The sequence below is a fragment of the Curtobacterium sp. MCBA15_009 genome (assembly GCF_001864895.1).
Taxonomy (GTDB): Bacteria; Actinomycetota; Actinomycetes; order Actinomycetales; family Microbacteriaceae; genus Curtobacterium.
In genome coordinates this window covers 213,604-238,788 of record NZ_MJGO01000038.1, presented here as the reverse complement: position 1 = coordinate 238,788, position 25,185 = coordinate 213,604, and the positions used below count along the sequence as shown (strand labels likewise).

General features: G+C 72.4%; 23 protein-coding genes. 6 read left to right on the top strand and 17 right to left on the bottom strand.

What is annotated here, in order from left to right:
• The first annotated feature begins 1 nt into the window (after position 1).
• Both moaA and BIU97_RS12855 read left to right on the top strand, forming a co-directional pair.
• A complete protein-coding gene (moaA, locus tag BIU97_RS12860; protein WP_071260584.1) occupies positions 2-1,030 on the top strand; it encodes a GTP 3',8-cyclase MoaA in 1,029 nt (342 codons plus the stop codon).
• 3 nt (positions 1,031-1,033) lie between these two features.
• Positions 1,034-1,342 carry a MoaD/ThiS family protein gene (locus BIU97_RS12855; protein WP_071297875.1) on the top strand — a complete coding sequence of 103 codons (309 nt, stop codon included), beginning with the start codon at positions 1,034-1,036 and terminating at the stop codon, positions 1,340-1,342.
• 572 nt (positions 1,343-1,914) lie between these two features.
• Here the strand turns inward: BIU97_RS12855 and BIU97_RS12850 are convergent.
• From BIU97_RS12850 to BIU97_RS12825, 6 genes are read right to left on the bottom strand one after another with little or no spacing between them, the layout of a single operon-like run.
• Entirely contained in the window at positions 1,915-3,015 is a 1,101-nt protein-coding gene (locus BIU97_RS12850; RefSeq protein WP_071297874.1) for a calcium:proton antiporter, read from the bottom strand.
• 12 nt (positions 3,016-3,027) lie between these two features.
• On the bottom strand, positions 3,028-4,053 hold the full coding sequence (locus tag BIU97_RS12845; protein ID WP_254782990.1) for an ABC transporter ATP-binding protein: 1,026 nt from the start codon (positions 4,051-4,053) through the stop codon (positions 3,028-3,030).
• Complete coding sequence (locus BIU97_RS12840) at positions 4,050-4,850, bottom strand: ABC transporter permease (RefSeq protein WP_071297872.1); 801 nt, start codon at positions 4,848-4,850, stop codon at positions 4,050-4,052. Before BIU97_RS12840 ends, BIU97_RS12845 begins: the two co-directional genes overlap by 4 nt.
• Before the next feature lie 3 nt (positions 4,851-4,853).
• Entirely contained in the window at positions 4,854-5,663 is an 810-nt protein-coding gene (gene modA, locus BIU97_RS12835; RefSeq protein WP_071297871.1) for a molybdate ABC transporter substrate-binding protein, read from the bottom strand.
• The gene (locus BIU97_RS12830; protein WP_071297870.1) at positions 5,660-6,076 is read right to left on the bottom strand and encodes a TOBE domain-containing protein; all 417 of its coding nucleotides are present in this window, start codon (positions 6,074-6,076) and stop codon (positions 5,660-5,662) included. The genes modA and BIU97_RS12830 overlap by 4 nt, the downstream gene beginning before the upstream one ends.
• Before the next feature lie 59 nt (positions 6,077-6,135).
• Positions 6,136-7,191, bottom strand: a complete 1,056-nt coding sequence (locus BIU97_RS12825) for a HesA/MoeB/ThiF family protein (protein ID WP_071297869.1) — start codon at positions 7,189-7,191, stop codon at positions 6,136-6,138.
• A 94-nt stretch (positions 7,192-7,285) separates the two neighbouring features.
• On the opposite strand from BIU97_RS12825, the gene BIU97_RS12820 reads away from it, so the two are divergent.
• Positions 7,286-8,938, top strand: coding sequence for a glycosyltransferase family 39 protein (locus BIU97_RS12820; RefSeq protein ID WP_083420934.1), 1,653 nt, complete (start codon positions 7,286-7,288; stop codon positions 8,936-8,938).
• A gap of 15 nt (positions 8,939-8,953) precedes the next feature.
• On the opposite strand, the gene BIU97_RS12815 is transcribed toward BIU97_RS12820, so the two are convergent.
• From BIU97_RS12815 to BIU97_RS12795, 5 genes are all read right to left on the bottom strand, one after another.
• A complete protein-coding gene (locus tag BIU97_RS12815) occupies positions 8,954-9,886 on the bottom strand; it encodes a 4-(cytidine 5'-diphospho)-2-C-methyl-D-erythritol kinase (RefSeq protein WP_071260562.1) in 933 nt (310 codons plus the stop codon).
• Between the two features lie 9 nt (positions 9,887-9,895).
• Positions 9,896-11,200, bottom strand: a complete 1,305-nt coding sequence (locus tag BIU97_RS12810) for an O-acetylhomoserine aminocarboxypropyltransferase/cysteine synthase family protein (protein WP_071297867.1) — start codon at positions 11,198-11,200, stop codon at positions 9,896-9,898.
• Positions 11,197-12,237, bottom strand: coding sequence for an LLM class flavin-dependent oxidoreductase (locus BIU97_RS12805; RefSeq protein WP_071297866.1), 1,041 nt, complete (start codon positions 12,235-12,237; stop codon positions 11,197-11,199). Before BIU97_RS12805 ends, BIU97_RS12810 begins: the two co-directional genes overlap by 4 nt.
• A gap of 84 nt (positions 12,238-12,321) precedes the next feature.
• Entirely contained in the window at positions 12,322-13,320 is a 999-nt protein-coding gene (locus tag BIU97_RS12800; RefSeq protein WP_071297865.1) for an ATP-grasp domain-containing protein, read from the bottom strand.
• A gap of 298 nt (positions 13,321-13,618) precedes the next feature.
• Positions 13,619-14,461: a helix-turn-helix transcriptional regulator gene (locus BIU97_RS12795; protein ID WP_071297864.1), complete on the bottom strand. Its 843-nt coding sequence runs from the start codon at positions 14,459-14,461 to the stop codon at positions 13,619-13,621.
• A 101-nt stretch (positions 14,462-14,562) separates the two neighbouring features.
• On the opposite strand from BIU97_RS12795, the gene BIU97_RS12790 reads away from it, so the two are divergent.
• Complete coding sequence (locus BIU97_RS12790) at positions 14,563-15,303, top strand: SDR family oxidoreductase (RefSeq protein ID WP_071297935.1); 741 nt, start codon at positions 14,563-14,565, stop codon at positions 15,301-15,303.
• Positions 15,304-15,460: 157 nt separating this feature from the next.
• On the opposite strand, the gene BIU97_RS12785 is transcribed toward BIU97_RS12790, so the two are convergent.
• From BIU97_RS12785 to rsmI, 5 genes are all read right to left on the bottom strand, one after another.
• Positions 15,461-15,907, bottom strand: coding sequence for a type II toxin-antitoxin system VapC family toxin (locus BIU97_RS12785; RefSeq protein WP_217640111.1), 447 nt, complete (start codon positions 15,905-15,907; stop codon positions 15,461-15,463).
• Positions 15,908-16,361: 454 nt separating this feature from the next.
• A complete protein-coding gene (rsmA, locus tag BIU97_RS12775) occupies positions 16,362-17,213 on the bottom strand; it encodes a 16S rRNA (adenine(1518)-N(6)/adenine(1519)-N(6))-dimethyltransferase RsmA (RefSeq protein ID WP_071297861.1) in 852 nt (283 codons plus the stop codon).
• A 2-nt stretch (positions 17,214-17,215) separates the two neighbouring features.
• On the bottom strand, positions 17,216-18,148 hold the full coding sequence (locus BIU97_RS12770; RefSeq protein ID WP_071297860.1) for a TatD family hydrolase: 933 nt from the start codon (positions 18,146-18,148) through the stop codon (positions 17,216-17,218).
• Positions 18,145-19,713, bottom strand: coding sequence for a methionine--tRNA ligase (gene metG, locus BIU97_RS12765; RefSeq protein WP_071297934.1), 1,569 nt, complete (start codon positions 19,711-19,713; stop codon positions 18,145-18,147). Before metG ends, BIU97_RS12770 begins: the two co-directional genes overlap by 4 nt.
• A 122-nt stretch (positions 19,714-19,835) precedes the next feature.
• Entirely contained in the window at positions 19,836-20,657 is an 822-nt protein-coding gene (gene rsmI / locus BIU97_RS12760; protein WP_071260544.1) for a 16S rRNA (cytidine(1402)-2'-O)-methyltransferase, read from the bottom strand.
• A 66-nt stretch (positions 20,658-20,723) separates the two neighbouring features.
• Here rsmI and BIU97_RS12755 point away from each other — a divergent pair, with 66 nt between their 5' ends.
• Positions 20,724-22,355 carry a dolichyl-phosphate-mannose--protein mannosyltransferase gene (locus tag BIU97_RS12755; RefSeq protein WP_071297859.1) on the top strand — a complete coding sequence of 544 codons (1,632 nt, stop codon included), beginning with the start codon at positions 20,724-20,726 and terminating at the stop codon, positions 22,353-22,355.
• 267 nt (positions 22,356-22,622) lie between these two features.
• Here the strand turns inward: BIU97_RS12755 and BIU97_RS12750 are convergent, their stop codons facing one another.
• Positions 22,623-23,291, bottom strand: a complete 669-nt coding sequence (locus BIU97_RS12750) for a TetR/AcrR family transcriptional regulator (RefSeq protein WP_071260539.1) — start codon at positions 23,289-23,291, stop codon at positions 22,623-22,625.
• Positions 23,292-23,459: 168 nt separating this feature from the next.
• Here BIU97_RS12750 and BIU97_RS12745 point away from each other — a divergent pair, with 168 nt between their 5' ends.
• The gene (locus tag BIU97_RS12745) at positions 23,460-25,001 is read left to right on the top strand and encodes an MFS transporter (protein WP_071297933.1); all 1,542 of its coding nucleotides are present in this window, start codon (positions 23,460-23,462) and stop codon (positions 24,999-25,001) included.
• Positions 25,002-25,185 lie beyond the last annotated feature (184 nt).

The window sequence follows — 25,185 nt, the reverse complement described above, 5'->3', positions numbered from 1 at the left end:
CATGGCTCCTGCGCGACTGCTCGGCTCGTCCGGGCTCGTGGACCGCTTCGGACGGCGTGCGATCGACCTGCGGGTCTCGCTGACCGAGCGCTGCAACCTGCGCTGCACGTACTGCATGCCCGCCGCCGGGCTGCCCTTCGCCCCCGACGACGCCCTCATGACCGCCGCCGAGATCGAGCGGCTCGTCCGGATCGGCTCGTCGCGCTTCGGTGTCCGCAAGGTCCGGTTCACCGGCGGCGAGCCGATGCTGCGGCACGACCTGGTCGACGTCATCGCCCGGTGCGCCGCACTGCCCGACGCCCCGGAGCTGTCCCTCACCACGAACGCGATCGGCCTCGCCCACCGGGCCGCGGCCCTGTACGCCGCCGGGCTCCGCCGGGTCAACGTGTCGCTCGACACCGTCGACCCCGACACCTTCACGACCGTGACCCGCCGCCCCTTCCTCGACAAGGTCATCGCCGGGCTGTCCGCCGCCCACGACGCCGGGCTCGACATCAAGGTGAACGCGGTGCTGCTCCGCGGGGTCAACGACGACGCCGCCCCCGAACTGCTCCGCTGGTGCCTGGACCGCGGCTACGAACTCCGCTTCATCGAGCAGATGCCGCTCGACCCCGACCACGCCTGGGACCGCACCGAGATGATCACCGCGGACGAGATCCGCACGCTGCTCGCCACGTCGTTCGTGCTCACCCCCGACGAGGCGCCCCGCGACGGTGCCCCCGCCGAGCGCTACCGGGTGCAGGACGCCGGCACCGGCGCACCGCTCGGCACCGTCGGCATCATCGCGAGCATCACCGAGTCCTTCTGCGCCGACTGCACCCGCACCCGTCTGACGGCCGACGGCCACGTGCGGAGCTGCCTGTTCTCCGACGAGGAGACCGACGTCCTCGGCCCGATGCGCTCCGGCGCCCCGGACGACGAGGTCGCCGAGCTCTGGCAGCGGGCGATGTGGGCGAAGCCGCGCGACCACGGCGACGACACCGACGACCTCGTGCACCCGACCCGCGGCATGAGCGCGATCGGCGGCTGAGACGTGACCACGATCCGGTTCTTCGCCGCCGCCCGCGCCGCCGTGGGGGTGGACTCGGTCGAGGCTCCTGCGGTGTCGGACTCGGCGATGGCGACCGCGGCGACGGCGACGACCGCGGCGTCGGCGACAGCGGCGTCGGCGTCGACGCTCGGTGAGGCCCTCGACGCGGTCGAGGCCGCCGACCCCGAGCGCTGGGCAGCGCTGCAGGAGCGGTGCTCGTACCTGGTCGACGGCGTCACCACCCGCGACCGTGCGACCTCGCTGCAGGGAGTCGCGCTCGTGGACGTCATGCCCCCGTTCGCCGGGGGGTGAGGGGCGGAGCGGCTGGTGCACGGTCGCTCGGGTCGGCTCCGGAGCGCGTGCAGCGGGGCTGATCGCGTGCGGCGGAGTGGCCAGCGGTCTGACCCGCCATGCGCAGCCCTTCCCATCGCGCTCGATGTGGGAAGCAGTTCCGCGCGTGGTCAGCAGGAAAGAAGTACCTCCTCCGCGCGAACGTGCTCACTACGCGCGGAACGACCTCCCACGCGCGGAACTGCTCCGGGCCGCGCGACCCCGGTCGGTTCTTCCCATCGCGCTCGGGATGGAAAGCAGTTTCGCGCGTAGTCGGCAGGAAAGAAGTGCCTCCTACGCGCGGAACCGCTCTCCATGCGCGGAACGACCTCCCACGCGCGGAACAGCACCCGGTACCCGCACCCGCCGAGCAGGCCGCGCACCCTGTTCGCCGCACGCTTCGACCCATCGCGCCTGAGATGGGAAGCAGTTCCGCGCGTAGTCGGCAGGAAAGAAGTACCGCCTACGCGCGAACCTGCTCACCACGCGCGGAACGACCTCCTACGCGCGAAACAGCACCAGCCCCCAGCAACAGCCCCCGCCCCCAGCACCCCCTACGGCGACACCGACAGCACGATGAACGCCGCGAAGATCACCAGGTGCACGCCGCCCTGCAGGCGGGTCGCGCGGCCGGGGAGCACGGTGAGCACGGCGGCGACAATCGTCAGCGCCAGGAGCACGATCTGCGACGAGCCGAGGCCGAGCAGCAGCGTCCCCGGCATGAACAGTGAGGCGACCGCGATCGAGGGGATCGTCAGACCGATCGAGGCCATCGCGGACCCCATCGCCAGGTTCAGGCTCGTCTGGATCCGGTTGCGGGCGGCGGCCTTCGACGCGGCGATCCCCTCGGGCAGCAGGATGAGCAGCGCGATCACGACGCCGACGAACGACGGCGGGAACCCGACCGCGGCGACGCCGGCCTCGATCGCGGGCGACTCCACCTTGGCCAGCCCGACGACGGCGACGAGCGCGACGACGAGCAGCCCGAGCGAGACGAGGGTGGCCCGACCCGTGGGTCGTGCGGCGTGGGCGTCCTCGGACTCCTCCAGGACCCCGCCGGCACGGTTGACCGGCAGGAAGAAGTCCCGGTGGGCCACCGTCTGCGTCACGACGAACAGTCCGTAGAGCACGAGCGACGCCACGGCGACGAAGACCAGCTGCGTGCCGGTGAACGACGCGTCGTCGGTGCCGGTGGTGAACGTCGGCAGCACGAGGGTCAGCACGGCCAGCGCGGCGACGGTCATGGTCGCGGCGCTCGCGCCCTCCTGGTTGAACCGGACGGTGTTGTGCCGGAGCGTCCCGATCAGGATCGCGAGCCCGACCAGGCCGTTCATCGTGATCATCACCGCCGAGAACACCGTGTCCCGCGCGAGCGTCTCGGCCTGCGCCCCGCCGGAGCTCGACAGCGAGATGATGAGCGCGACCTCGATGACGGTCACCGCGACGGCGAGCACGAGCGAGCCGAACGGCTCCCCGACCCGGTGGGCGACGACCTCGGCGTGGTGCACCGCCGCCAGGATCGTGGCCGCCAGGACGACGGCCACCACGACGACCACCGCGGTGCCGAGTCCGTAGCGCCCGTACGAGAACGCGAGCACGACGGCGGCGAGCAGCGGGGTGGCCACGGGCCACACCTTGGGGAACCAGGAGGTCATCAGACCATTGTCTCAACCACCCGGCGGGTACACGGTCAGTTCGGCGGCGGGCACGTCGATGCGGACCGGCTCGCCGACGCGCAGTCCGAGTGCCGAGACCCGCGCCAGGGTCAGGTCGGCGAGCAGGTCACCGGCCCGCACCCGCACCAGGCCGTCGCGCGGTTCGAGCGCCGTCACGGTGCGCCCCGCTCCGCCACCGTCCCGGGTCAGGACGGCGGCCGTCGGGTGGTACGCGGCCAGGGCGGGCCGGCCGGGAGGCACGGCGTGCGTCGCCGACGTCAGCTCGCCGCCGCCGTCGGGTGCGATCCCACCCCCGGTGGCGATCCCGCGCACGAGCGCGAGCCCGGAGAACGCCGCCGCGAACGCGCTCGTCGGCTGGCCGAGGACGGCGGTCGGGTCGCCCTGTTCCACGACCCGACCGTGCTCGAGCACGACGACGCGGTCGGCCAGGGCGACGACCTCGACGGGGTCGTGCGTCACGAGCACGCTCGACCGACCGGCGACCGCGGTCCGGACGGCCGACCGGACCTCGTCGCGCGCGGCGACGTCGAGGGCGGAGGTCGGTTCGTCGAGCAGCAGCACGGCCGGGTCGGTGGCGAGGGCCCGCGCGACGGCGACCCGCTGCGCCTGCCCGCCGGACAGCGTGCCCGGTGCGCGGTCGACCAGTTGATCGGCGCCGACCGCGGCCAGGGCCCGTCGTGCCCGGTCATCGGCGGCGGCGCGACCGGCACCGGTGGCGCGAGGTCCGAAGGCGACGTTCCGGAGCACGTCGAGGAACGGGAACAGGTCGGGCCGCTGGGCGACGAGGCCGACACGGCGGCGGTGCGGCGGCACGGTGCGGCGGCCGTCGGACACCCGGGCCCCGCCGAGCTCGACGTGGCCGTCGTCGATCAGCAGCAGGCCGGCCAGGGCCTCGACGACGGTCGACTTGCCCGAGCCGTTCGGCCCGATCACCGCGACGCACTCGTCCGCGCCGACCTCGAGCGTGACGTCGACGTCGCGCCGCCGGACCACCACCCGCGCCCGCACTCCGGTCACGCCGCCACCGCCCGGCTGCGGAGCGACGACGCGCCGATGACGACGACGGCGACCACGACGAGCACGATCGCCAGGGCCACGGCCGTGTCCGGGTCGACCTCGCGCTGCAGGTAGATCTCCAGGGGCAGGGTCCTCGTGACGCCCTGCAGGCTGCCGGCGAAGGTCAGGGTCGCGCCGAACTCGCCGAGCGCGCGGGCGAAGCAGAGCACCAGTCCGGACAGGATGCCGGGCAGCACCCGCGGCGTCGTGACCGTCAGGAGCACCCGGGTCGGTCCGGCGCCGAGGGTCGCGGCGACCCGCTCGTACCGGTCGCCCTCGACCCGCAGGGCACCCTCGACCGAGGACACCAGGAACGGCATCGCGACGAAGGTCTGCGCGATGACGACGGCCGTGGTGGTGAACGCGATGTGCAGCCCGTGGTCGTCGAGGAACGCCCCGAGCACCCCGAGCCGCCCGAACGCCGCCAGGAGCGCGAGCCCCCCGACCACGGGCGGCAGCACGAGGGGCAGCAGGACGACCGCACGGGCGACGCCCACCCACCGCGAGCGGGACCGCGCGAAGAGCACGGCGAGCGGGTAGCCGAGCACGAACGCGGCCCCGGTGGCGGCGAACGCGGTGCCGAGGCTCAGGCCGAGCGCGGTGCGGGACGCGGGCGCCGTCACGAGCGCCGGGAACGCGGCCCAGTCGACCCGTCCGGCCATCGCGAGCACGGGCACGACGACGAACAGGCCGCCGAGCACCGCGGGCAGCGGCAACCACCACGCGACCGGCGGCCGTCCGTCAGCCCGCGAGGCCACGGCTCACGGCTTCCCGAAGCCGGCGGCGGTGAGCACCTGCTGGCCGGCCGCGGAGCGGACGTACTCGGCGAACGCCTGCGCGAGCTCCGGGTCCTCGGACTCCCGGAGCACGCCGATCGGGTACGTGTTGACGGCCTCGCTCGACTCGTCGAACGGCACGCCGTCCACCTTCCCGCCGGCGCCCTGCACGTCGGTGACGTAGACGAGTCCGGCGTCGGCCTGCCCGGACTCGACCTTGCCGAGCACGTCGGTGACGGACTGCTCCTCGCTGACGGGGTGCAGGTCGACGCCCGAGGCGGACTCCACCTTCGCCGTCGCGGCGCCGCACGGCACCGGGGCGGCGCAGGTGACGAGCTGCACGTCGGAGCCGGTCAGGTCGTCGAGGCTCGTGATGCCTTGCGGGTTGCCCGGGGCCACCGCGATCTCGAGCGTGTTCGTGGCGAAGTCGCGCGGCCAGCCGCTCGCCAGGTCGGTCGCGGACAGCTTCGCCATGTTCGCCTCGTCCGCGGATGCGAACACGTCGGCGGGCGCGCCGTTCTCGATCTGCGTGACGAGGTCGCTCGACCCCGCGAACGAGAACCGGACCGAGGCCCCGGGGTTCGCGAGTTCGAAGTCCTTGCCGAGCGTGGTGAACGTCTGCTGGAGCGAGGCCGCCGCGAAGACCGTGATCGAGCCGGTCGCACCGCGGTCCGTCGCGGTCGTCGACCCCGACGAGGACGACCCTGCCGGGGCGTCGGCGGTCGAGCACGCCGACAGGCCGAGCGCCACCACGATGACGAGGGGCATGAGCAGCAGACGGGAACGACGGGTCATCGGGGGTCCTCCTGGTGAGCGGGCGCCTCGACCGCGACCATCGTGGCCTTGACGGACGCCACGGCGACGGACCCGACCTCGAGCCCGAGGTCGCGCACCGCCTCGGCGCTCATGAGCGAGACGACGCGGTGCGGGCCGCACTGCAGCTCGACCTGCGCCATCACCGTGTCGACGACCAGGTCGGTGACGATGCCGACGAAGCGGTTCCGCGCCGAGCTCCGCACACCGGTGGCCGGGTCGGCGAGCTCGGTGCTCCGGGCGCGGGCGTGCTCGGCGACCTCGCGACCGTCAACGACCGCACGTCCGGCGTCGTCGACCGCACGGGTGAGGGTCCCACCGTCGACGAGCCGCCGGACGGTGTCGTCGCTCACCCCGAGGAAGACCGCCGCATCCTTGATCCGCAGTTGCGTCATGATTCCCCGATCCTACCCGCACGTGCGGAGGAACGGGGGGTGATGGCGACGGCCCTGGGTCAGGGCGTGTGCTCGTGCGCCACGTGCTGCCCCTCGCGACGCCAGGCCTCGAAGCCGCCGTCGAGGACCGCCACGTGCCTCCAGGCCGGCTGCGCCGCAGCCCACGCGACCGCACGCGGACCCCGGGCGCAGTACACGACCACGTCCGTCGCCTCCGTGTCGTCGGTGACGGCATCGGCGACGACGCCCTCGGCACGCTCGGCGGCGGTGCGGACGTCGACGACGACGACCCCGTCCTGCGGGTCGGCGAGCCGCGCGGCGAGCGCGGCCGGCGCGATCCGGGACACGGAGGGCTCCGTCGCCGGAGCGGGGCGACGCGACGCGGGCCCGCGCCGGACGGGGCTCTCGGTCCAGTGCCAGCGCCGGGCGTCGACGGTCAGGACCCGGCCGAGCAGCGGGTCGCCGGACCCCGTGACGAGCGCCGTGACCTGCCCCGCCATCACCGAACCGACCGCTCCGCAGAGTGCCGGGACGACGCCGTCGAGCGCGCAGGAGCCCTCGTCGGGCAGGGCGTCCGGGTGCAGGTCGTGGAAGTCCACGGCGTCCGGTCCGGCGTCGTGGAAGACGCTGACCTGGCCGTCCTGCCCGAGCACCGTGCCCCAGACGAACGGCACCCCGGCGGCCGAGCAGGCGTCGGACACGGCCCGGGTGACCAGGACGGAGTCGGCGGCGTCGACCACGACGTCGTGGCCGGCGACGAGGTCGGCGGTGAACCGACCCACCACCGCGACGGCCTCGACCTCCGGGTCGACGGCACGGGCACAGGCGACGGCGACCTCGGCCTTCGGCGACCCGACGTCGGCTGCCGTGAACAGCGTCTGCCGCGCCAGGTTCGAGGCGTCCACGACGTCCGGATCGACGACCGTGAGCCGCCCGACGCCCGCCAGGTAGGCGACCACCGGTGCCCCGAGTCCCCCGGCCCCGACCACCAGGACGCGTGAAGCGGCCAGGCGTCGGAGGCCGGTCGCGCCGACGTCGGCCAGGGCGGCCGTCCGCGACCCGAGCCGGGTGCGCCACGGCGACAGCGGGGCGGCGGGCTCGACGAGGGGGTCCATCCCGTCATTCTCGCCCGTCGGGCGCCCCGACGCATGTGAGCATCCTCGTCCGGGACTCTGCTGTTGCCCAGTGCAGGTCGGTACCGTCGCGGTCGTGAGTTCCCCCCGTACCGGCAGCATCACGGTCCGACACACGTCGTCGGCCCGGACGCTGCGCGCACGGCTGCGGGACCTCGCCCTGGCAGGACGCGACGCCGTCGTCCGCACCCCCGAGCTCACCGTCGGTGCCGTCGGTGTCGTGGTGGCCGCGGCCTTCGCCTGGGTGCCGTCCGTCTGGTACGACGAGGCCGCCACCGTCACGAGCGCGCAACGCAGCTGGCCGGCGCTCTGGGCCGAGCTGCAGAACGTCGACGCGGTGCACGGCCTGTACTACGCGCTCATGCACGTGTGGTTCGCCCTCGTCGGCTACACCCCCTTCACGCTCCGCCTGCCGAGCGCCCTGGCGATCGGCGTCGCCGCCGGGCTCGTCGTCGCCCTCGGCCGTCGCCTCGGTGGTGTCCGGCTCGGCGTCGTCTCGGGGCTCGTGTTCCTCGTGCTCCCCCGCGTCGCGTGGGCCGGCACCGAGGGTCGGCCCTACGCCACGGTCACGACCCTCTCCGTGCTGCTGACCCTGGTCGGGCTGACCGCGGTGCGGCGCACCCGCTCCGGCCGGCACGCCACCCGGTGGTGGGTCGCCTACGGCGCGGTCGCCGCCGTGTCCGTGCTGTTCAACGTCTACCTCGCGCTCGCCGTCGTCGCGCACGGCGTCGTGCTCCTGTGGACCGGCGTCGCCGACCGGGACGCCCGCCGCACCGCCGCGGTGACCGCGCGCACCGGTCGCGTGGCACCGGCCATGGTCGACCGACGGGTGGTCGTGCGCTGGGCCGTCGCCTCGGTCGCGGCCGCCGCCGCCGTCTCGCCCTTCGTGCTGCTCGCCGCCGGGCAGACCAAGCAGGTCGGCTGGATCACCGGCATCGGCTGGGCCACCGCGCGGCAGGTCCTGGCCACCGCCTGGTTCGGGGCGGTGTGGCCGTACGCGGCCCTCGCCTGGGTGCTCATGACCGTCGGTGTCGTCATGGCCGCACGCGCGGTGCGGGCCGCACACCCGGACACCCGCGACGTGCTCCGCATACAGGCGGTCCGCGTCGCGGTGCCGCTGACCATCGTGCCGACCGCGCTGCTCGTCGGGGCGACCGCCGCGGGCGAGCACCTGTACACGCCGAAGTACGCGAGCCTGAGCCTGCCGTTCGTCGCGCTGCTCATCGGCCTCGCGATCACCGCGATCCGCCCCCGTCGCTGGCTCGCGCTCGCGGTCGTCGCGATGGTGCTCGTGTCCGTGCCGACGAGCACGAAGGTCCGTCTGCCGCACGCCAAGCAGGACTCGCACTGGGCGACCGCCGCCGCCATCGTCGACCGGGAGCGCAACTGGGGCACCGACGGCGACGTCGGCATCATCCACGGCAGCGTCTGGGGCCACCCGACGACGACCACGCAGGCCATCTCCGACACCTACCCCGACGCGTTCCGGGGCATGCGCGACCTCGCCGTGACGCAGACCGGCGCCGAGCGCGGACAGCTCTGGAACGTCAACGGCGACATCGCGACGACCGTCCCGGCGCGGCTCGACGACGTCGACGAGGTCTTCTTCGTCGGCGGCAAGTCACGCAACATCCGACCGCAGGTGACCGAGACGCTCGAGGGTCAGGGCTTCCACGTCGTGCGCTGGTGGCACACCGGCACGGTCATCATCTGGAAGTACAGCCGCTGACGCTGCTGCCGGTCGTCAGTGCACGACGCGGGCGCCGTGCACCGGGCCCGTGGCACGCAGGGCGACGAGCCCGGCCGCGCTGAGCTCGACCTGCAGCTCGAGGGCGGCGTCGCGGTCGCCGACCAGGAACGCCACGGTCGGTCCGCTGCCCGACACCAGACCCGCCAGCGCGCCGGACCGCTCACCGAGCTCGAGCGTCGCCGCGAGCCGGGGCTGCAGCCGCATGGCCGGGGCCTGCAGGTCGTTGTGCACGCAGTCGGCGAGCAGGTCGGGGTCGCCGGCGCGCAGGGCCTGCAGCACGTTCGCCTCGACCACGGGGTGCGACGGCGCCGGGGAGATGTCCGCGCGGTACCGCTCGCGGTGCTCGTCGAGCGCACGGTAGACGGCCGGGGTGCTCAGGCCGTCGTCGCTCAGGGCGAGGACCCACTGGAACTCCCCCTTGGCCAGCGCCGGGCTCAGCTCGTCACCGCGACCGGTGCCGACGGCGGTGCCCCCGGCGAAGGCGAACGGCACGTCGGCGCCGAGCTGGGCCGCCAGGCGGAGCAGCTCCTCGCGCCCGAGCCCGGTGCCCCAGAGCGTGTCGACGGCGAGCAGGGTCGCCGCGGCGTCCGCCGAGCCACCGCCCATGCCGCCGGCGACCGGCACCTGCTTGTCGATCGTGAGCCGGACGCCGCCGCGGTGACCGGCCGCATCGGCCACGAGCCGGGCCGCGCGGATCGCCAGGTTCGACTCGTCGACCGGCACGGTGCTCGTGTCGATCGGGCCGGTGAAGGTGACCGAGAAGTCGTCGGCGGGCTCGGCGGTGACGTCCTCGTACAGGGACACCGCCTGGTACGCCGTGGCGACGTCGTGGTAGCCGTCGTCCTGCAGCGCACCGACGGACAGGAACACGTTGATCTTGCCGGGGGCGCGCGTCCGCACGCGGGTCGGGGCGGCCAACGTGGTCATGCCCCCAACCTATCCCGCTGCGGCTGCCGTGAAGCCCCGGGCCAGGTCGGCGGTGATGTCGTCGATGTGCTCGAGGCCGATCGACAGGCGGATGAGCCCGTCCCCCACCCCGGCTGCGGCACGTTCCGCCGACGTCATCTGCACGTGCGTCGTCGACGCCGGGTGCACGACGAGCGACCGGACGTCACCGAGGTTCGACACGTGGTCGAAGAGCTCGAGCGCCGCCACGAACCGTCGGCCCGCGGCGACCCCACCCGCCAGGTCGAACGCCAGGACCGCCGACGGCCCCTTCGGCACGTACCGCTGCTGCAGGTGGTGCCAGGGCGAGTCCGGCAGTCCGGCGTAGTGCACGTGCTCGACCTGGTCGTGCGCGTCGAGCCAGGACGCCACCGTGGCGGCGTTCGACACGTGCCGGTCCATGCGGAGCGACAGCGTCTGGATGCCCTGCAGCACCAGGAACGCGTTGAACGGTGCGATCGCGGGCCCGAGGTCGGCGGAGAGCTTCGAGCGAGTGCGCTGGATGAACGCCCGTCGTCCGAACTTCGCGGCGAAGTCCGTGTTCGCGAACCCGGACTGCTCGGTCGTGGTGAGCTGCGGGTACTGCTCGGCGTGCGCCGCCCAGTCGAAGTTCCCGCTGTCGACGATGAGCCCGGCGATCGCACTGCCGTGCCCGGCCAGGTACTTCGTCGCCGAGTGCACGACGATGTCGGCACCGTGCTCGATCGGGCGCACCAGGTACGGCGTCGCGATGGTGTTGTCGACGATGAGCGGCACACCGGCCTCGTGCGCGACCCCGGCCACCCCGACGAAGTCCAGGACGTCCCCGCGGGGGTTCGGGATCGACTCGCCGTAGAAGGCCTTCGTCTCCGGTCGGACCGCCGCCGCCCACTCGGACAGGTCGGTCGGGTCCTGCACGAACGTGAACGTGATGCCGAGGTCGCGCAGGGTCGACGCGAACAGCGTGTAGGTCGCGCCGTAGAGCGAGGCGCTCGACACGACGTGGTCGCCCGCGCGCGCGACACCGAGCACCGCGAGCGTCGTCGCCGCCTGCCCGGACGCCAGCGCCAGCGCGCCGATCCCGCCCTCGAGGTCGGCGATCCGGCGCTCGAGCGCCGCCGCCGACGGGTTGTTCACGCGGGAGTAGGTGTGCCCCGGGGCGTCGAGCATGAAGCGCGCCGCGGCGTCCTCGCCCGACGGGTACACGTACGCGGCGCTCTGCGCGATCGGCGGCACGTTCGCGCCCCAGCCCGGGTCGGCCTTGAAGCCGGCGCGGATCTGGCGGGTCTCGAACGCCCAGTCGTCCTCGGTGCTCATGCCGTGGCGCCGGCGGTCTGGCGCACGAGCGGGATGACCTGCTCGCCGAACCGGTCCATCTCCTCGAGCTGCGGCGAGAACTGCAGCAGCAGCGTGTCGACGCCGGCGTCCTCGAACTCGCGGATGCGGGCCGCCACCTGCGCCGGCGTCCCGACGAACCCGGGGCGCAGGCCGCGGTTCGACACGGAGTAGTCCTCGAGCGACGGCACGTGCTCGAGCTGCGACTTCGAGATGAAGTCCTGGTAGGACTCGTACGCCCCGCCGTGCTGCACGTCCGTGATCCGGGCGAGTTCGGCCTGCGCCTCTTCCTCGGTCTCGCGCACGATGACGTACGCGGCCATGCCGAACGCCTCGAACGGCGGCAGGCCGGCGTCGACGCGGCGCTGCTTCATCTCGTCGATCTTCGCGCGGAGCTCCTCGACCGTGCCGCCGTGCGTGACGTAGGCGTCGGCGTACCCGGTGATCGCGGCCTTGCCGGCCTCGCTCTCACCACCGGCGTAGATGCGCGGCGTCACGCGGGGCTTCGGCTCGAGGTGCGCGTTCTCGATGTCGTAGTACTCGCCCGAGAACGAGTACGGGGTCTCGCGCCACAGGCCCTTCATGACCTCGACGAACTCCGCGGTGCGCTTGTACCGGTCGTCGTGCTCCGAGAAGATCCCGCCGTACTGCTTCGCCTCCTCCGCCCACCAGGCGCTGACGACGTTGAAGGTGAACCGGCCGCACGAGATGTCGTCGATCGTCGCCGCCTGCTTCGCCGTCACCGCGGGCAGGTGGTACCCGGGACGCATCGCCGCCATGATCTCGAGGCGCTCGGTCGTCGCCGCGATCGCCGCCGCGAGCGACCATGCTTCGAGCGAGGGCGCCGCCGTGCCCTTGATGTCGTTGAGGTTGAGCTCCGGCACGAGCGTCAGGTCGAAGCCGATCCGCTCGGCGCGCTGCGCCAGGCGCTTCACGTAGTCGAAGGTGACCGGCATGTTCTCGTTGTCGACGTTGCGCAGCCAGCCGCCGAAGAGCGGGGTCCAGTATCCGAATCGCACGTTGGTTCCTTGGGGTGTGGGAAGGCGGACTGGAGGCCCGTGGCGGGCCCGCCACGGGCCTCCGGTCCGGTGGGTCTTGCGTTCTCAGGCCGTGAGCTGCGCCGCGTACTGCGTCTCCAGCAGGCCACCGAGGTACCGCGCGATGGAGCGCGGGCCGGAGGCCGGCGCGGATTCCTCGACCGCGGGGTTGTAGTTCGTGTTCGTGTTGATGTCGTAGACCACGGTGCGGCCGTCCGTCGTCTCCATGAACTCGACGCCCGCGATCGTGATGCGCTGGTCGGCGAGGAACGTGCGGAGCTGCTGGACCAGCGGGTGCTCGGCGGTGACCTCCTTGCGGACGCTGAACGCCGGGGGCGCCCCGGCGGTCTCGGTGCCGGGGACGTCGCAGACCGCACCCGCGATGGTCTGCGGGACTTCGCACGCGTCTGCCGGGCAGAGCTCGAAGCTGCCGGCGCTCGTGTCGACGCGGACGGCGTAGACGAACTCGCCGCCGACGAACTCGACGCGGGTGATGAAGGGCTCGCGGGCCGTCAGGTACTCCTGCAGCAGGGTGATGCCGTCGACCGGGGCCTCGAACTCGGGGCTGTCGACGTAGGCGTCGAACTCGGCGAGCGAGTCGAACCGCCGCACGCCCAGGCCCTTGCCGCCCTGGTTGTGCTTCGTGATGAAGGGGACGTCCTGCCCGTCGGTGAAGGTGCGGGCGGCGTCCTTCAGCGTCGTCGTGCCGAACACGGCGGTGGTGCGGGGCACGTCGAACCCGGCCTGCTGCAGGAGCCCGTGCTGGGCGACCTTCGACACCTCGAGCTCGAGCACGTGACTGCCGCCGACGACCTGGCGGCCGGCACGCTCGAGCCAGCCGAGGACCGCCCGGGTGTACTCCTTGCTGTGCTCGTGGCCGCGGGTGTGCGAGCTCGCTGACATGCGGGACCAGTAGACGCCCGGCTCCGGATCGGCCGCGAGGTCGATCTGGCCCTCGGTCAGCAGGACCTCCTGCACCGGCACGCCCTCGGCCTCGAAGGCCGCGGCGAGCGGGGGGAACCACTCGGGGTTCTCGTGGATGACGTACACGCGCGGAGTGCTCACGGCCCCACCCTAGGCACGGTCACCCGCACGCTGCCAGGTGTGTGACGCGGCGTTGCACCGCGGGGTGCGGTGGCGCTGGTGCTGGTGCTGGTGCTGCTCGTGCGCTGGCGCTGGCGCCGGTGCCGGTGCCGGTGCCGGTGCTGGCGCTGGTGCTGTTCGCGAAAGCGACAGTCTGCCGCCGACTGTTCGCGGCAGACTGTCGCTTTCGCAGCACGGACGGCGCAGCTTCCGGCAGGCCTGTCGCTCTGCCGGTGCAAAGTGGGGCCGTCGGTACGGCCGAGCGCCCGCGGACGCGCCGTCAGCCGGCGAAGGTCTGCTGTCCGACGACACCGAGGAGCTCGAGCTTCTGCGCGTCCTCGGTGCCGGGCGGCGCGGTGAACAGCAGGAGCGCCTGCGCCTGGTCGTCGGTGTGCAGCACCTGGCAGTCGACGGTGATCCGACCGAGTTCGGGCTGCACGATCGTCTTGTTGTCCGACCAACGTGTGGCCACCTCGTGCATGGCCCAGATCTCCTGGAACTCGGGACTGCGGGCCTGCAGCTCCGCGATGAGCTCCGTCGCCCGTCGGTCGCCCGGACCCGCGAGCCCGACCGAGGCCCGCAACGAGGCGACCACCACCCGTCCGAGCCGCTCGTGCTGCTCCGGCGCGTACTTCGCGCGCTCCCCGCCGGACACGAACCACCGCCACGCCTGGTACCGCTCGTTGCCGGGCAGCCCGGCCGAGGTGCCGAGGAGCGCCGCGGCGAGCCGGTTCTCGACCAGGGTCTCGCCGAGGTGGCTCACGACGATCGCCGGGGTGTCCTCGAGCCGGTCGAGCACCCGCAGGATCGCCGGGTCGACGTGGTCGGCACGGCGCATCCGGGTTGGTGCGTTCTGCCCCGCCAGGTGGAACAGGTGGTCGCGCTCGTCCAGGCTGCAGCGCAGCGCACGCGCGATCGCCGCGATCATCTGCTCGGAGGGCTGCGGACCGCGCTGCTGCTCGAGTCGCGTGTAGTAGTCGACGGACATGCCGGCGAGCGCGGCGACCTCCTCGCGGCGGAGCCCCGGCGTCCGACGGCGCGGCCCCTGCCCGAGGCCGACGTCCTCCGGGCGCAGCAGCTCGCGGCGACGGCGGAGGAAGTCTGCGAGCGCGGCACGGTCCATGCCTCGATCATGGTCCGGCACCGCGTGCCGTGCCAGGGATCGCGGATCCCCCGATGACCCCGCTCTGGATGGCGCAGCGACCGCGGAGCATCGTGGTCGTCATGGACACCACGAACTCCACCGTCTTCATCCCCGGCGCGACCTCGGGCATCGGCCTCGCCCTCGCCCAGCGACTGCAGGCCGACGGCAGCACCGTCGTCATCGGCGGTCGCCGACAGGAACTCCTCGACTCCCTCGCCGCCGAGCACGGCTTCGGCACCGTGCAGATCGACGTCGCCGACGCGTCGTCGATCGAGGCCGCTGCCGCTGCGGTGCTCGCGGACCACCCGTCGTTGAACGCCCTCGTCACCATGTCGGGCATCATGCGCAACGAGGACCTGCGCTCCCCCGACCACATCGGCGACGCGCTCGAGACGATCCAGACCAACCTGGTCGGGACCATCCGCCTCATCGACGCCTTCCTGCCGCACCTGCTCGAGCAGCCGACCGCCACCGTCATGACCGTCTCGTCAGGGCTGGCGTTCGTGCCGCTCACCGCGACCCCGACCTACAGCGCCACGAAGGCCGCCGTGCACTCCTACACGCAAACGCTCCGCCAGCAGCTGGTCGGGTCGTCGGTCGAGGTGCTCGAGCTCGCACCGCCCGCCGTCCGGACCGACCTGATGGGCGGCGCGGACTTCGGCGGCATGCCGCTCGACGAGTTCGCGGACGAGGTGATGGCGATCCTGCGCGCGGGCGACGCGACCGAGGTCCTCGTGCAGAACGTGCAGCCGCTGCGCTTCGCCGAGCGCAACGGGAACCACCAGCAGATCCTCGAGATGCTGGCGTCCCGCGAGCACTGAGCCCGGTCCCCGGGGCGGCGGTCGCGTCGCGTTCGTCGCCCCGCACGACCGGAGTGCACCGGCACCGAGCACCGACACGGTTCGATCGCACCGTGGTCGTGCGGCGCCCGGCCCCGCCTGGTCGTGCCGCGGCGATGGCGGTCGGGTCGATGCCGAGTCACGAGTCGCGACCGATCCGCAGCTGTCGCGCGTGCTGTGCTCCCGCAGCGTCGATCATGAGCGGGAGGCGCGCCTTGTCCACCACAGCGAACGAGGGGTCGACGGTCACGAAGCCGTCGACCTCCCAGTGTTCGGCCGTTGCGACGTGCACGGCACCCGCAGCGGTCAGGCCGAACGTTTCCATGAGGTCCGGGACGTCATCGGCGATCGCATCGACACTGGCCCAGTGCATCTGGGTCGAACTCAGCAGGTCCCGCCAGGCCGTGCCGTGCTGATGTGTCGCCTGCGGTCCTTCGCGTTGCGCTGATTCGAAGATCTCGAACTCGGCGAAACCGCTGTACACGATGCTCGTGTCGGCCAGGTCGAGATGGTCCCAGAACGCCGCGGCTCGGGCGTGTTGTGGCTCCGCGCGGTGGAGAACGCACTCGATGAAGCTCGTCTCCACGAGGACTGCAGCGGGTCGGCCAGAGCATTGGTCGAACTCCAAAACTCGGTGCTCGTCGAAGTCGTCGGGTCCGAGAGACGCGAACATGGTCAGGACACCCAGTGCAACCGCTCGATCGGTACGACCCGGCAGTCCGGATCGATCGCTTCCATCGCACGCCGCCGACGCTCGCGGCGCTCTTCGAACGTTCCTTCAGGCCGTGGCGTCCGTGCGAAGAGCGCCTGGCGCTCGGCTGCTGTGGTCGCGCTCGACGAATGCACTCCGTCGGGTTCCGCTCGCCGGAGCGCGCGGAGACGACCTTCGACGATCTGTTCCTCGGTCAGGGCACTTCGGGAGGGGCGGGGCGAGTCGGTGGGCCGCATGATGTCTCCTTCGTTGATGCGGTCAACCGTAGAGACGTCGAACGGCCGTGCCCGAACATTCCGTATGTCGCCGGCCTGGAAGACGGGACGGACTAATCCGCCGCCTCGAGGACCGTCCGACCGAGCCGCACGAAGTCGTCCACCCCGATCGCCTCGCCCCTGGCGGTCGGGTCGATGCCCGAGGCCGTCAGGACCTCGGAGGCGGGACCGCTGCCGCCGAGCACGCCGGACAGGCTCTGCCGCAGCATCTTGCGCCGCTGCTGGAACGCGGCGTCCACCAGGGCGAACACCTGCGACCGCAGGACCTCGTCGCCCGGGGGCTCGTGCCGGTCGAACGCGACGAGGACGCTGTCGACGTTCGGCACCGGCCAGAAGACCTGGCGGCTGACGAGTCCTGCGGTGCTCCACGCGCCGTACCAGGCGGCCTTGACGCTCGGTGACCCGTAGACCTTGCTGCCGGGTCCGGCCGCGAGGCGGTACCCGACCTCGGCCTGCACCATCACGAGGGAGCGCTCGATCGACGGGAAGGTCGCGAGCAGGTGCAGCAGCACCGGGACCGAGATGTTGTAGGGCAGGTTCGCGACCAGGTGCGTCGGCTCGACGTCGAGGTCCGACGCGGCGACGGTCATGGCGTCCTGCTGCACGACGGTCAGCGTGGCGTCGGGCTGCATGGCGGCGACGGTCGCGGGGAGCTTGGCGGCCAGGCGCTTGTCGATCTCGACGGCGGTGACGGGTGCGCCGGTCTCGGTGAGTCCGAGGGTGAGCGACCCCAGGCCGGGCCCGATCTCGAGCACCCGGGCCGACGGCGTCACGCCGGCCACGGACACGATGCGTCGGACGGTGTTGGCGTCGTGCACGAAGTTCTGTCCGAGCTTCTTCGTCGGGGTGACGTCGAGTTCGGCCGCGAGGTCCCGGATCTCCGCCGGGCCGAGCAGTGCGCCCACGGCTACTCGTCCACCGTGACGGGCTCGGCGTCCCACGCGCCGTAGACGAGCTCGGTGTTCGACGCGATCTGCGCCGCGAGCATCGAGGCGTCGGTGCCGAGGGTCTCGGCCATCGACCGCAGGGTGAGCGGGATGAGGTACGGCGCGTTCGGCCGACCCCGGTACGGGGTGGGCGTCAGGAACGGGGCGTCCGTCTCGATCATGACCAGGTGGCGCGGTGCGACCAGCAGGGCCTCGCGCAGCGGCGCAGCGTTCTTGAACGTGACGGTGCCGGCGAAGGACATGTACCAGCCGCGCTCGGCGCAGAGCCGGGCGAGGTCGGGTCCGCCGGAGAAGCAGTGGAAGACGGTGCGCTCGGGCGCGCCCACCCGGTCGAGGACCTCGACCACGGCGTCGTGCGCGTCGCGGTCGTGGATGGTGAGCGCGAGGTCGTGCTCCTTCGCGATGCGGATGTGCTCCTCGAACGAGCGGACCTGGGCGTCGCGGCCGTCCTCGCCGGTGCGGAAGAAGTCGAGGCCGGTCTCACCGATCGCCCGCACCCGCGGCAGCGCGGCGAGCCGTTCGATCCCGGCGAGGTGGTCGTCGAGCAGCCCCCGCTCCTGCAGCACGGGCGCCTCGTTCGGGTGCAGCGCCACGGCGGCGAGGACCCGGGGCTCACGGGCGGCGATCGACGCGGACCACTCCGAGGTGGCGAGGTCGGTGCCGACCTGCACGACACCGCGGACGCCGACGCTCGACGCGCGGTCGAGGTGCTCGCGGTAGTCGAGCGGACCGTCGCCGCCGTCGCCGACACCGTCGGCGATCTCCATGTGGGTGTGGTTGTCGTAGACCGGCACCACGAGCGCCTGCGGCAGCGGCGGGTACGTCAGGTCGCGCTTCGAGCCACCGGACGACCCGTCCCCGCGGGACCGGACGTGCGACTCGGCGTCGGTCACGGGGAGACCTGCTCGATGCGCGGGAACAGCCCGCTCTCGAGCGGCACCACGTGCGAGGCGCCCTGCCACTCGTAGGCGCGGTCGACGCGCTGCTCGGCGACGGACCCCCCGGCGCCGATCGCGGCCCAGAGCTTCTCGGTGGCCTTCGGCATCACCGGGGACAGCAGGACGGTCACGGTGCCGAGGCCGCGGAGCGCGGTCGTCAGGACGGTGTCGAGGCGCTCGCGGTTCGCGTCGTCCTTCGCGAGGGCCCACGGCGCCTGCTCGGTGATGTACCCGTTCAGCGCGTCGACGAGCTCCCACACGGCGGCGATCGCCTCGTGCGGGGCGAAGGCGGCGATCGCGGCGTCCGCACGCTCGGTGACCGACACGGCCAGGCTGTCGATCGCCTGGTCGGACCCGGTCAGGTCGCCGCGGGCCGGGACCTCGCCGTCGCGGTACTTCTGCAGCATCGCGACGAGTCGGGACGCCAGGTTGCCGTAGCCGTTGGCGAGCTCGGCCTGGTAGCGGGCGGAGATGTCCTCCCAGCTGAAGTTGCCGTCCTGCCCGAAGGTGATGGCGCGCAGGAAGTAGTAGCGGAACGCGTCGGATCCGAACGTGTCGGTGATCTCCGACGGCGCGATGCCGGTGAGCTTCGACTTCGACATCTTCTCGCCGCCGACGAGCAGCCAGCCGTGGCCGAAGACGCGCTCCGGCACCGGCAGACCGGCGGCCATGAGCATCGCCGGCCAGATGACGGCGTGGAAGCGGGCGATGTCCTTGCCCACGATGTGCACGCTCGGCCAGAGGCGGCGGAAGGCCTCGTCGTCGTCGGTGCCGTAGCCGAGCGCCGTGACGTAGTTGAGCAGGGCGTCGAACCAGACGTACAGCACGTGGTCGCTGTCCCACGGGATCTGGATGCCCCAGTCGAAGCTCGACCGCGAGATCGACAGGTCGCGCAACCCCTGCTTGACGAAGGAGACGATCTCGTTGCGGACGCTCTCGGGCTGGATGAACAGCGGGTTCGACTCGTACAGGTCGAGCAGGCGCTGCTCGAAGTCGGACATCCGGAAGAAGTAGTTGCGCTCGGACAGCACCTCGACCGGGATCGAGTGGATCGCGCAGACCTGCTGGCCCTCGTACGCCCCGGTGCCGGCGACGAGGTCGCCCGGCTGCTTGTACTCCTCGCAGCCCACGCAGTAGAAGCCCTCGAACTCGCCGGCGTAGATGAAGCCGTCGTCGTACAGCTTCTGCAGGAACGCCGTCACCCCGCGCTCGTGACGCTCGTCGGTGGTGCGGATGAAGTCGTCGTTCGCGACGTCGACCGTGTCGAGCAGGGGCTTCCAGGCGTCGTTGACCAGGCGGTCGGCCCACTCCTTCGGCGTGACGTCGTTCGCCGAGGCGGTGCGCAGGATCTTCTGCCCGTGCTCGTCGGTGCCGGTGAGCAGCCAGGTGTCGTCACCGCGCTGCCGGTGCCAGCGTGCGAGGACGTCCGCGGCGACCTCGGTGTACGCGTGCCCGATGTGGGGCACGTCGTTCACGTAGAAGATCGGCGTGGTGATGCTGAACGAGGACCCGTCGGACATGCCGACCATCCTACGGGCGCGCACGAGCCGCATGACGCGCCCCGCGCCCGGCCTGTGGAGAACCGGACGGGAGGCCCGTGGCGGGCCCGACCCGCGCCTCCCGTCCGGGACGGCCCGGCCGTCTACCGCGCCGCGAGCGCACCTTCGTACAGGTCGCGTTTCGACAGCCCGGTCGCGTCCGCGACCGCCGCCGCGGCCTCCTTCATGCGCATGCCGGCGGCCACCCGCTCGAGCACGAGCCGCACGCCGTCGTCGAGCGTCGCTTCTTCCGTCGCCTCGGCCGCCCCGGCGACGACGATGCAGATCTCGCCCTTGACCCCGTCGGACGCCCACGCGGTGAGCTCGTCGAGCGAGCCGCGACGGACCTCCTCGTAGAGCTTCGTGAGCTCACGGCACACCGCGGCGCGGCGGTCGCCGCCGAACCCGACGGCCATGTCGGCCAGCGTCTCCGCCAGCCGGTGCGGCGACTCGAAGAACACCATCGTCCGCTGCTCCCCCGCGAGCGCCTGGAACGCCCGGCGACGCTCCCCGGCCTTGCGGGTCGGGAACCCCTCGAACGTGAACCGGTCGGTGGGCAGCCCGGACACGGCGAGCGCCATGAGCACGGCCGACGGCCCGGGCAGCGCCGTGACGGTGACCCCGGCCGCTGCTGCTGCCTCGACCAGCGGGAAGCCGGGGTCGCTGATCGCGGGCATGCCGGCGTCGGTGAGGACCACGACGTCCTCGTCACGCGCGAGCTCGACGACCTCGGACGCCTTCGCCCGCTCGTTGTGCTCGTGCAGGGCGATGAGCCGCGGACGGTTCTCGATGCCGAGGGCACGCATGAGGTGGATGGCGGTCCTCGTGTCCTCCGCCGCGACGACCGTGGCGTTGGAGAGGGCCTCGACGAGACGGCGCGAGGCGTCCCCGAGGTTGCCGATGGGCGTTGCTGCGAGGACGATCACCCACCCATTGTGGGTGCACGGCCGTCCGAGCGGGGACACGCGGTCGCTCCGTAAGATGCTCTTTCGATGACCAGCGAGCTGACCGACGACCGCACGGCCGTGCCCGACGGGCCGGTCGGCTCGCGCCTCGACGACTGGTGGGGTCGGGTGCTGTCCACCACGCAGCGCGTCGCCGTGTGGCGCTGGGCCGGGCCGCTCGCGGTGACGCTGCTCGCCGCCGTCCTGCGGCTGGTGAACCTCGGCAACCCGCACGCGCTGGTGTTCGACGAGACGTACTACGTCAAGGACGGCTGGTCGATCGTGCACCTCGGCTACGAGGGCACCTGGCCGGCGAACCCGAGCGGTGACGACGCCCCGACGACCGACGACCGGTTCGTCCGGGGCGAGACGGACATCTTCACGAGCGCCGCCGAGTTCATCGCGCACCCGCCGCTCGGCAAGTACCTCATCGGCCTCGGCATGCTGCTCTTCGGCCCGGACAACGCCTTCGGCTGGCGCTTCGCCGTCGCCGTGCTCGGCATCGCGACGGTGTTCCTCACGGCGGTGATCGCGCGGTCGCTGTTCCGCTCGACCCTGGTCGGCACGCTCGCCGGCGGCCTGCTCGCGATCGACGGCCAGGCGATCGTGATGTCCCGGGTCACGCTGCTCGACGGCATCGTGACGTTCTTCGTCGTGCTCGGCTTCGGTGCGCTGCTCCTCGACCGCCGACGCAGCCAGCGGCAGCTCGACGCGTGGGTCGCCCGCCGGGCCGCCGCCGGCCGCGACACCCTGTGGGGTCCGGTGCTCTGGTGGCGCCCGTGGCTGTTCGCGATGGGGCTCGCGCTCGGGCTGGCCTCGGCCACGAAGTGGTCCGGTCTGTACTTCCTGGCGTTCTTCGCCGTGTACTCCGTGCTGAGCGACATGATGGCCCGCCGCCGTGCCGGGGTGGCGTTCTGGTCGTCCAGCGCGCTGCTGCAGCAGGCACCGGTGTCGTTCCTGCTCACGGTCCCGGTCGCCGCGGTGACGTACCTGGCGTCGTGGACCGGCTGGTTCGTGTCGAAGGACGGCTGGGACCGCAACTGGATCGCCGGCGGCGGCGAGCGGTGGACCGGCGTGCTCGCCTGGGTGCCGGACAGCCTGCAGAACTGGTGGCACTACCAGACCGAGATCTACGGCTTCAACATCGGCCTGCACACCCCGCACTCGTACCAGGCGAACCCGCTGCTCTGGCTCGTCATGCAGCGCCCCACGTCGATGTACTACCTCGGCACGAGCGCCGGCCAGGACGGCTGCGTCGTCGACCGGTGCGGGGCGGCGATCACCGGCATCGCGAACCCGTTCATCTGGTACGCGTCGGTCGTCGCGACGGTGGCCCTGCTCGTGCTCTGGGTCCTGCGCCGCCGCTGGGAGTACGGCTTCGTCCTGCTCGGGGTCGCAGCCGGCTACCTGCCGTGGCTCGCGTACGCGAACCGGACGGTCTTCCAGTTCTACACGATCGCCTTCGAGCCCTTCATGGTGATGGCGCTCGCCGCCGCGATCGCGCTGGTGCTCGGTTCGCGGGACGATCCACGACGCCGACGCACCCGGGCGGTCGTGTGGGTGGGCGTGTACCTGGGCGTCGTCGTGCTGGCGTCCGTCTACTGGTACCCGATGTGGACGGCGGTGCAGGTGCCGTGGGACTTCGTCCGGTCGCACTACTGGGTGCCGAGCTGGCTGTAGCGCGCGGGTCCTGACCGGCGCGCCGGTCGCGCCCCGGCCGTCGGACCGTCGGACCGTCGGACGGGAGGCGCGGGTCGGCGCCGGCACGTGCCTCCCGTCCGTCCGGCCATCCGTCCGTCCGCCTGCCGGTCCGTCCGCCTGCCCGTCCGTTCGTCCGTTCGTCCGTTCGGGCAGGAGGGCAGGAGGGCAGGAGGGCGCGAGGGCCGCGCTCGCGCCGCGATGCGCGCTCGCGCGTCTGCGCGTTCGCGTCCCGGTCGCGCCGTCGCGTCAGGGCTGGGCGTGCAGGGCGCGCTCGATCGACTCGCGGTCGAGGGGCGCACCGAGCATCGGCTCGGCAGCACCGGTGCCGCCGCGGGGCAGCACGCCCTCGATGATGACCTCGGCGTACCGACGCCAGGCGTTCGGGTCGTGTGCGCGGGTCGCGTCGGCGACGGAGCCGACCATCGTCGTGAGCATCGGCAGGTCGCGGTAGTCGAAGCCGGCACGGACGACACCCGCGGTCTCGGCGCGGCCGATGATCGTCGCGACCTGACGCTCGAGCCGGTCGCGCTCGAGCACGATCGACGGACGGGCCTTGCCGGCGCGGACGATGGCGTCGGCGAGGGCGCGGTCCCGCGCACGGAACTCGAACACGCCCATCAGGTACACGCGGAGTGCCTCGCGCGGGTCGGTGACGTCGGCGGCGCGTGCGGCGGCCTCGTTCATGGCCTCGAACTTCGTGGCGAGCAGCGCCTCGATCAGGGAGTCCTTGTCGGCGAACCGGCGGTAGACCGTCCCGACGCCGACGCCGGCCTCGTGCGCGATGTCGTTCAGCGTGACCGAGAGCCCGCGCTCGGCGAAGCACTTCCGCGCGGTCTGCAGGATGAGCTCGCGGTTGCGCGCGGCGTCGGCGCGCAGCGGTCGCTCGAGGTCGGACGCGGACTCGGTGGTGCTCACGAGGACGAACCTAGTTGAACTATCTGGGAACAAGTGGATGCGGTTCCTCCGTTTCGGTCTACACTGGCCACAAGCGGATGCAGTGCATCCGGTTCGACCCCTCTCCTTTCGGAGTGCCCGACGGTGCGCGCTCCGAGTCCCCCTCCAACCTTCATGAAGGAGGCTGCCGTGACGGCAGAACAGACCATGCCGACCCCCACCGGGGCAGCACCCACGACTCCGGGCACCACCCCCGCCAAGAGCAGCCGCCGCTGGATCGCCCTGGCGGTCATCGCCCTCGCCCAGCTCATGGTCGTGCTCGACGCGACGATCGTGAACATCGCGCTCCCCTCGGCCCAGGCCGACCTCGACTTCGGCACCGACCAGCGGCAGTGGATCGTCACCGCCTACTCGCTGGCCTTCGGGTCGCTCCTGCTGCTCGGCGGACGCCTCGGCGACCTGTTCGGACGCAAGAACACGTTCATCATCGGCCTCGTCGGGTTCGCGCTCGCCTCCGTGCTCGGCGGCCTCGCCGACTCGTTCGGCCTGCTCGTCGCCGCCCGCGCGCTGCAGGGCGTGTTCGGCGCGCTGCTCGCCCCGTCGGCGCTCGGCATGCTCACCACGACCTTCCGCGACCCGAAGGAACGCGGCCGCGCGTTCGGCATCTTCGGCTCGATCGCCGGTTCGGGTGCGGCCATCGGCCTGCTGCTCGGCGGTGTCCTGACCGAGTACGCGTCCTGGCGCTGGTGCCTCTACGTCAACGTCGTCTTCGCCGTCCTCGGCGTGATCGGCGCCCTCGTCTTCATGGAGCGCCCGCCGAAGGTCGAGCGTCCCCGCATCGACGTCGCCGGCGTCTTCACCATCACCCTCGGCCTGGTCGGCGTCGTCTACGGCTTCTCGAACGCCGAGACCAACGGCTGGGACGCTCCGCTCACCATCGTCATGCTCGCCGGCGGTGTCCTGCTGATCGCGGCCTTCGTGCTCATCGAGACCCGGGTCGCCCACCCGCTGCTCCCCCTGCGCGTCGTGCTCGACCGCGACCGCGGCGGCTCGTTCATCGCCATCGGCCTCGTCGCGATCGGCATGTTCGGCATCTTCCTGTTCCTGACCTACTACCTCGAGCAGACCCTCGGGTTCAGCTCGCTGCAGACCGGTCTCGCGTTCCTGCCGATGCCCGCGTCGATCATGATCTCGGCGACGCAGATCGGCGGCCGCCTGCTGCCGCGCGTCGGCCCGAAGGTGCTCATCTTCGCCGGCGGCCTGGTCGCCGCGACGGGGCTGCTCCTGCTGCTCCGCACCGACCTCGACAGCTCCTACGCGGGCACCGTCCTGCCGGCGCTCATCGTGATCGGCCTCGGCATGGGCACGATCTTCTCGTCCGCGATGAACACCGCGACGACGGGGGTCGCCCGCGCCGACGCCGGCGTCGCCTCTGCCACGGTCAACACGATGCAGCAGATCGGCGGCTCGATCGGCACGGCGCTGCTCTCGACGATCTTCGCCGACGTCGTCGCGAACAGCCTGTCCGGGCTGAACGCGGCCCCGACGAAGCTGCAGCAGGCCCAGGCCGTGCTCGACGGCTACCACGTGGCCTTCGGGATCTCGGCCGGTGTGCTGGTGCTCGTCGCCCTCGCGGGTGGCCTGCTCATCAACCGGCAGTCCGTGCGACTCGAGCGGCTCGCCCGCGCCGGGTCCGCCACGACCGGGAGCATCCCCGCCGCGGCTCACTGACGCCGATCCACCGCAGCACGATTGCGACGGCCCGTCCCGGGAGACCGGGGCGGGCCGTCGTGCGTGCGGCGGGCAGTGGGGCGGCGGGCCGTGACGCGGGGCGGTGGGCGGCGGGGCGGCCGGGCGCATGCCTGCGCATGGTGCGACGAACCACCGGTCGAACGACAGGTGGTCCGACGGAATA

Bases quoted from the DNA above. Each gene is read 5' to 3' on its own strand.
- moaA (WP_071260584.1), top strand. From the start codon at position 2: ATGGCTCCTGCGCGACTGCTCGGCTCGTCCGGGCTCGTGGACCGCTTC.
- BIU97_RS12850 (WP_071297874.1), bottom strand. From the start codon at position 3,015: ATGACCTCCTGGTTCCCCAAGGTGTGGCCCGTGGCCACCCCGCTGCTC.
- modA (WP_071297871.1), bottom strand. From the start codon at position 5,663: ATGACCCGTCGTTCCCGTCTGCTGCTCATGCCCCTCGTCATCGTGGTG.
- BIU97_RS12830 (WP_071297870.1), bottom strand. From the start codon at position 6,076: ATGACGCAACTGCGGATCAAGGATGCGGCGGTCTTCCTCGGGGTGAGC.
- BIU97_RS12825 (WP_071297869.1), bottom strand. From the start codon at position 7,191: ATGGACCCCCTCGTCGAGCCCGCCGCCCCGCTGTCGCCGTGGCGCACC.
- BIU97_RS12815 (WP_071260562.1), bottom strand. From the start codon at position 9,886: ATGACCACGTTGGCCGCCCCGACCCGCGTGCGGACGCGCGCCCCCGGC.
- BIU97_RS12810 (WP_071297867.1), bottom strand. From the start codon at position 11,200: ATGAGCACCGAGGACGACTGGGCGTTCGAGACCCGCCAGATCCGCGCC.
- BIU97_RS12795 (WP_071297864.1), bottom strand. From the start codon at position 14,461: ATGGACCGTGCCGCGCTCGCAGACTTCCTCCGCCGTCGCCGCGAGCTG.
- BIU97_RS12790 (WP_071297935.1), top strand. From the start codon at position 14,563: ATGGACACCACGAACTCCACCGTCTTCATCCCCGGCGCGACCTCGGGC.
- metG (WP_071297934.1), bottom strand. From the start codon at position 19,713: ATGTCCGACGGGTCCTCGTTCAGCATCACCACGCCGATCTTCTACGTG.
- BIU97_RS12755 (WP_071297859.1), top strand. From the start codon at position 20,724: ATGACCAGCGAGCTGACCGACGACCGCACGGCCGTGCCCGACGGGCCG.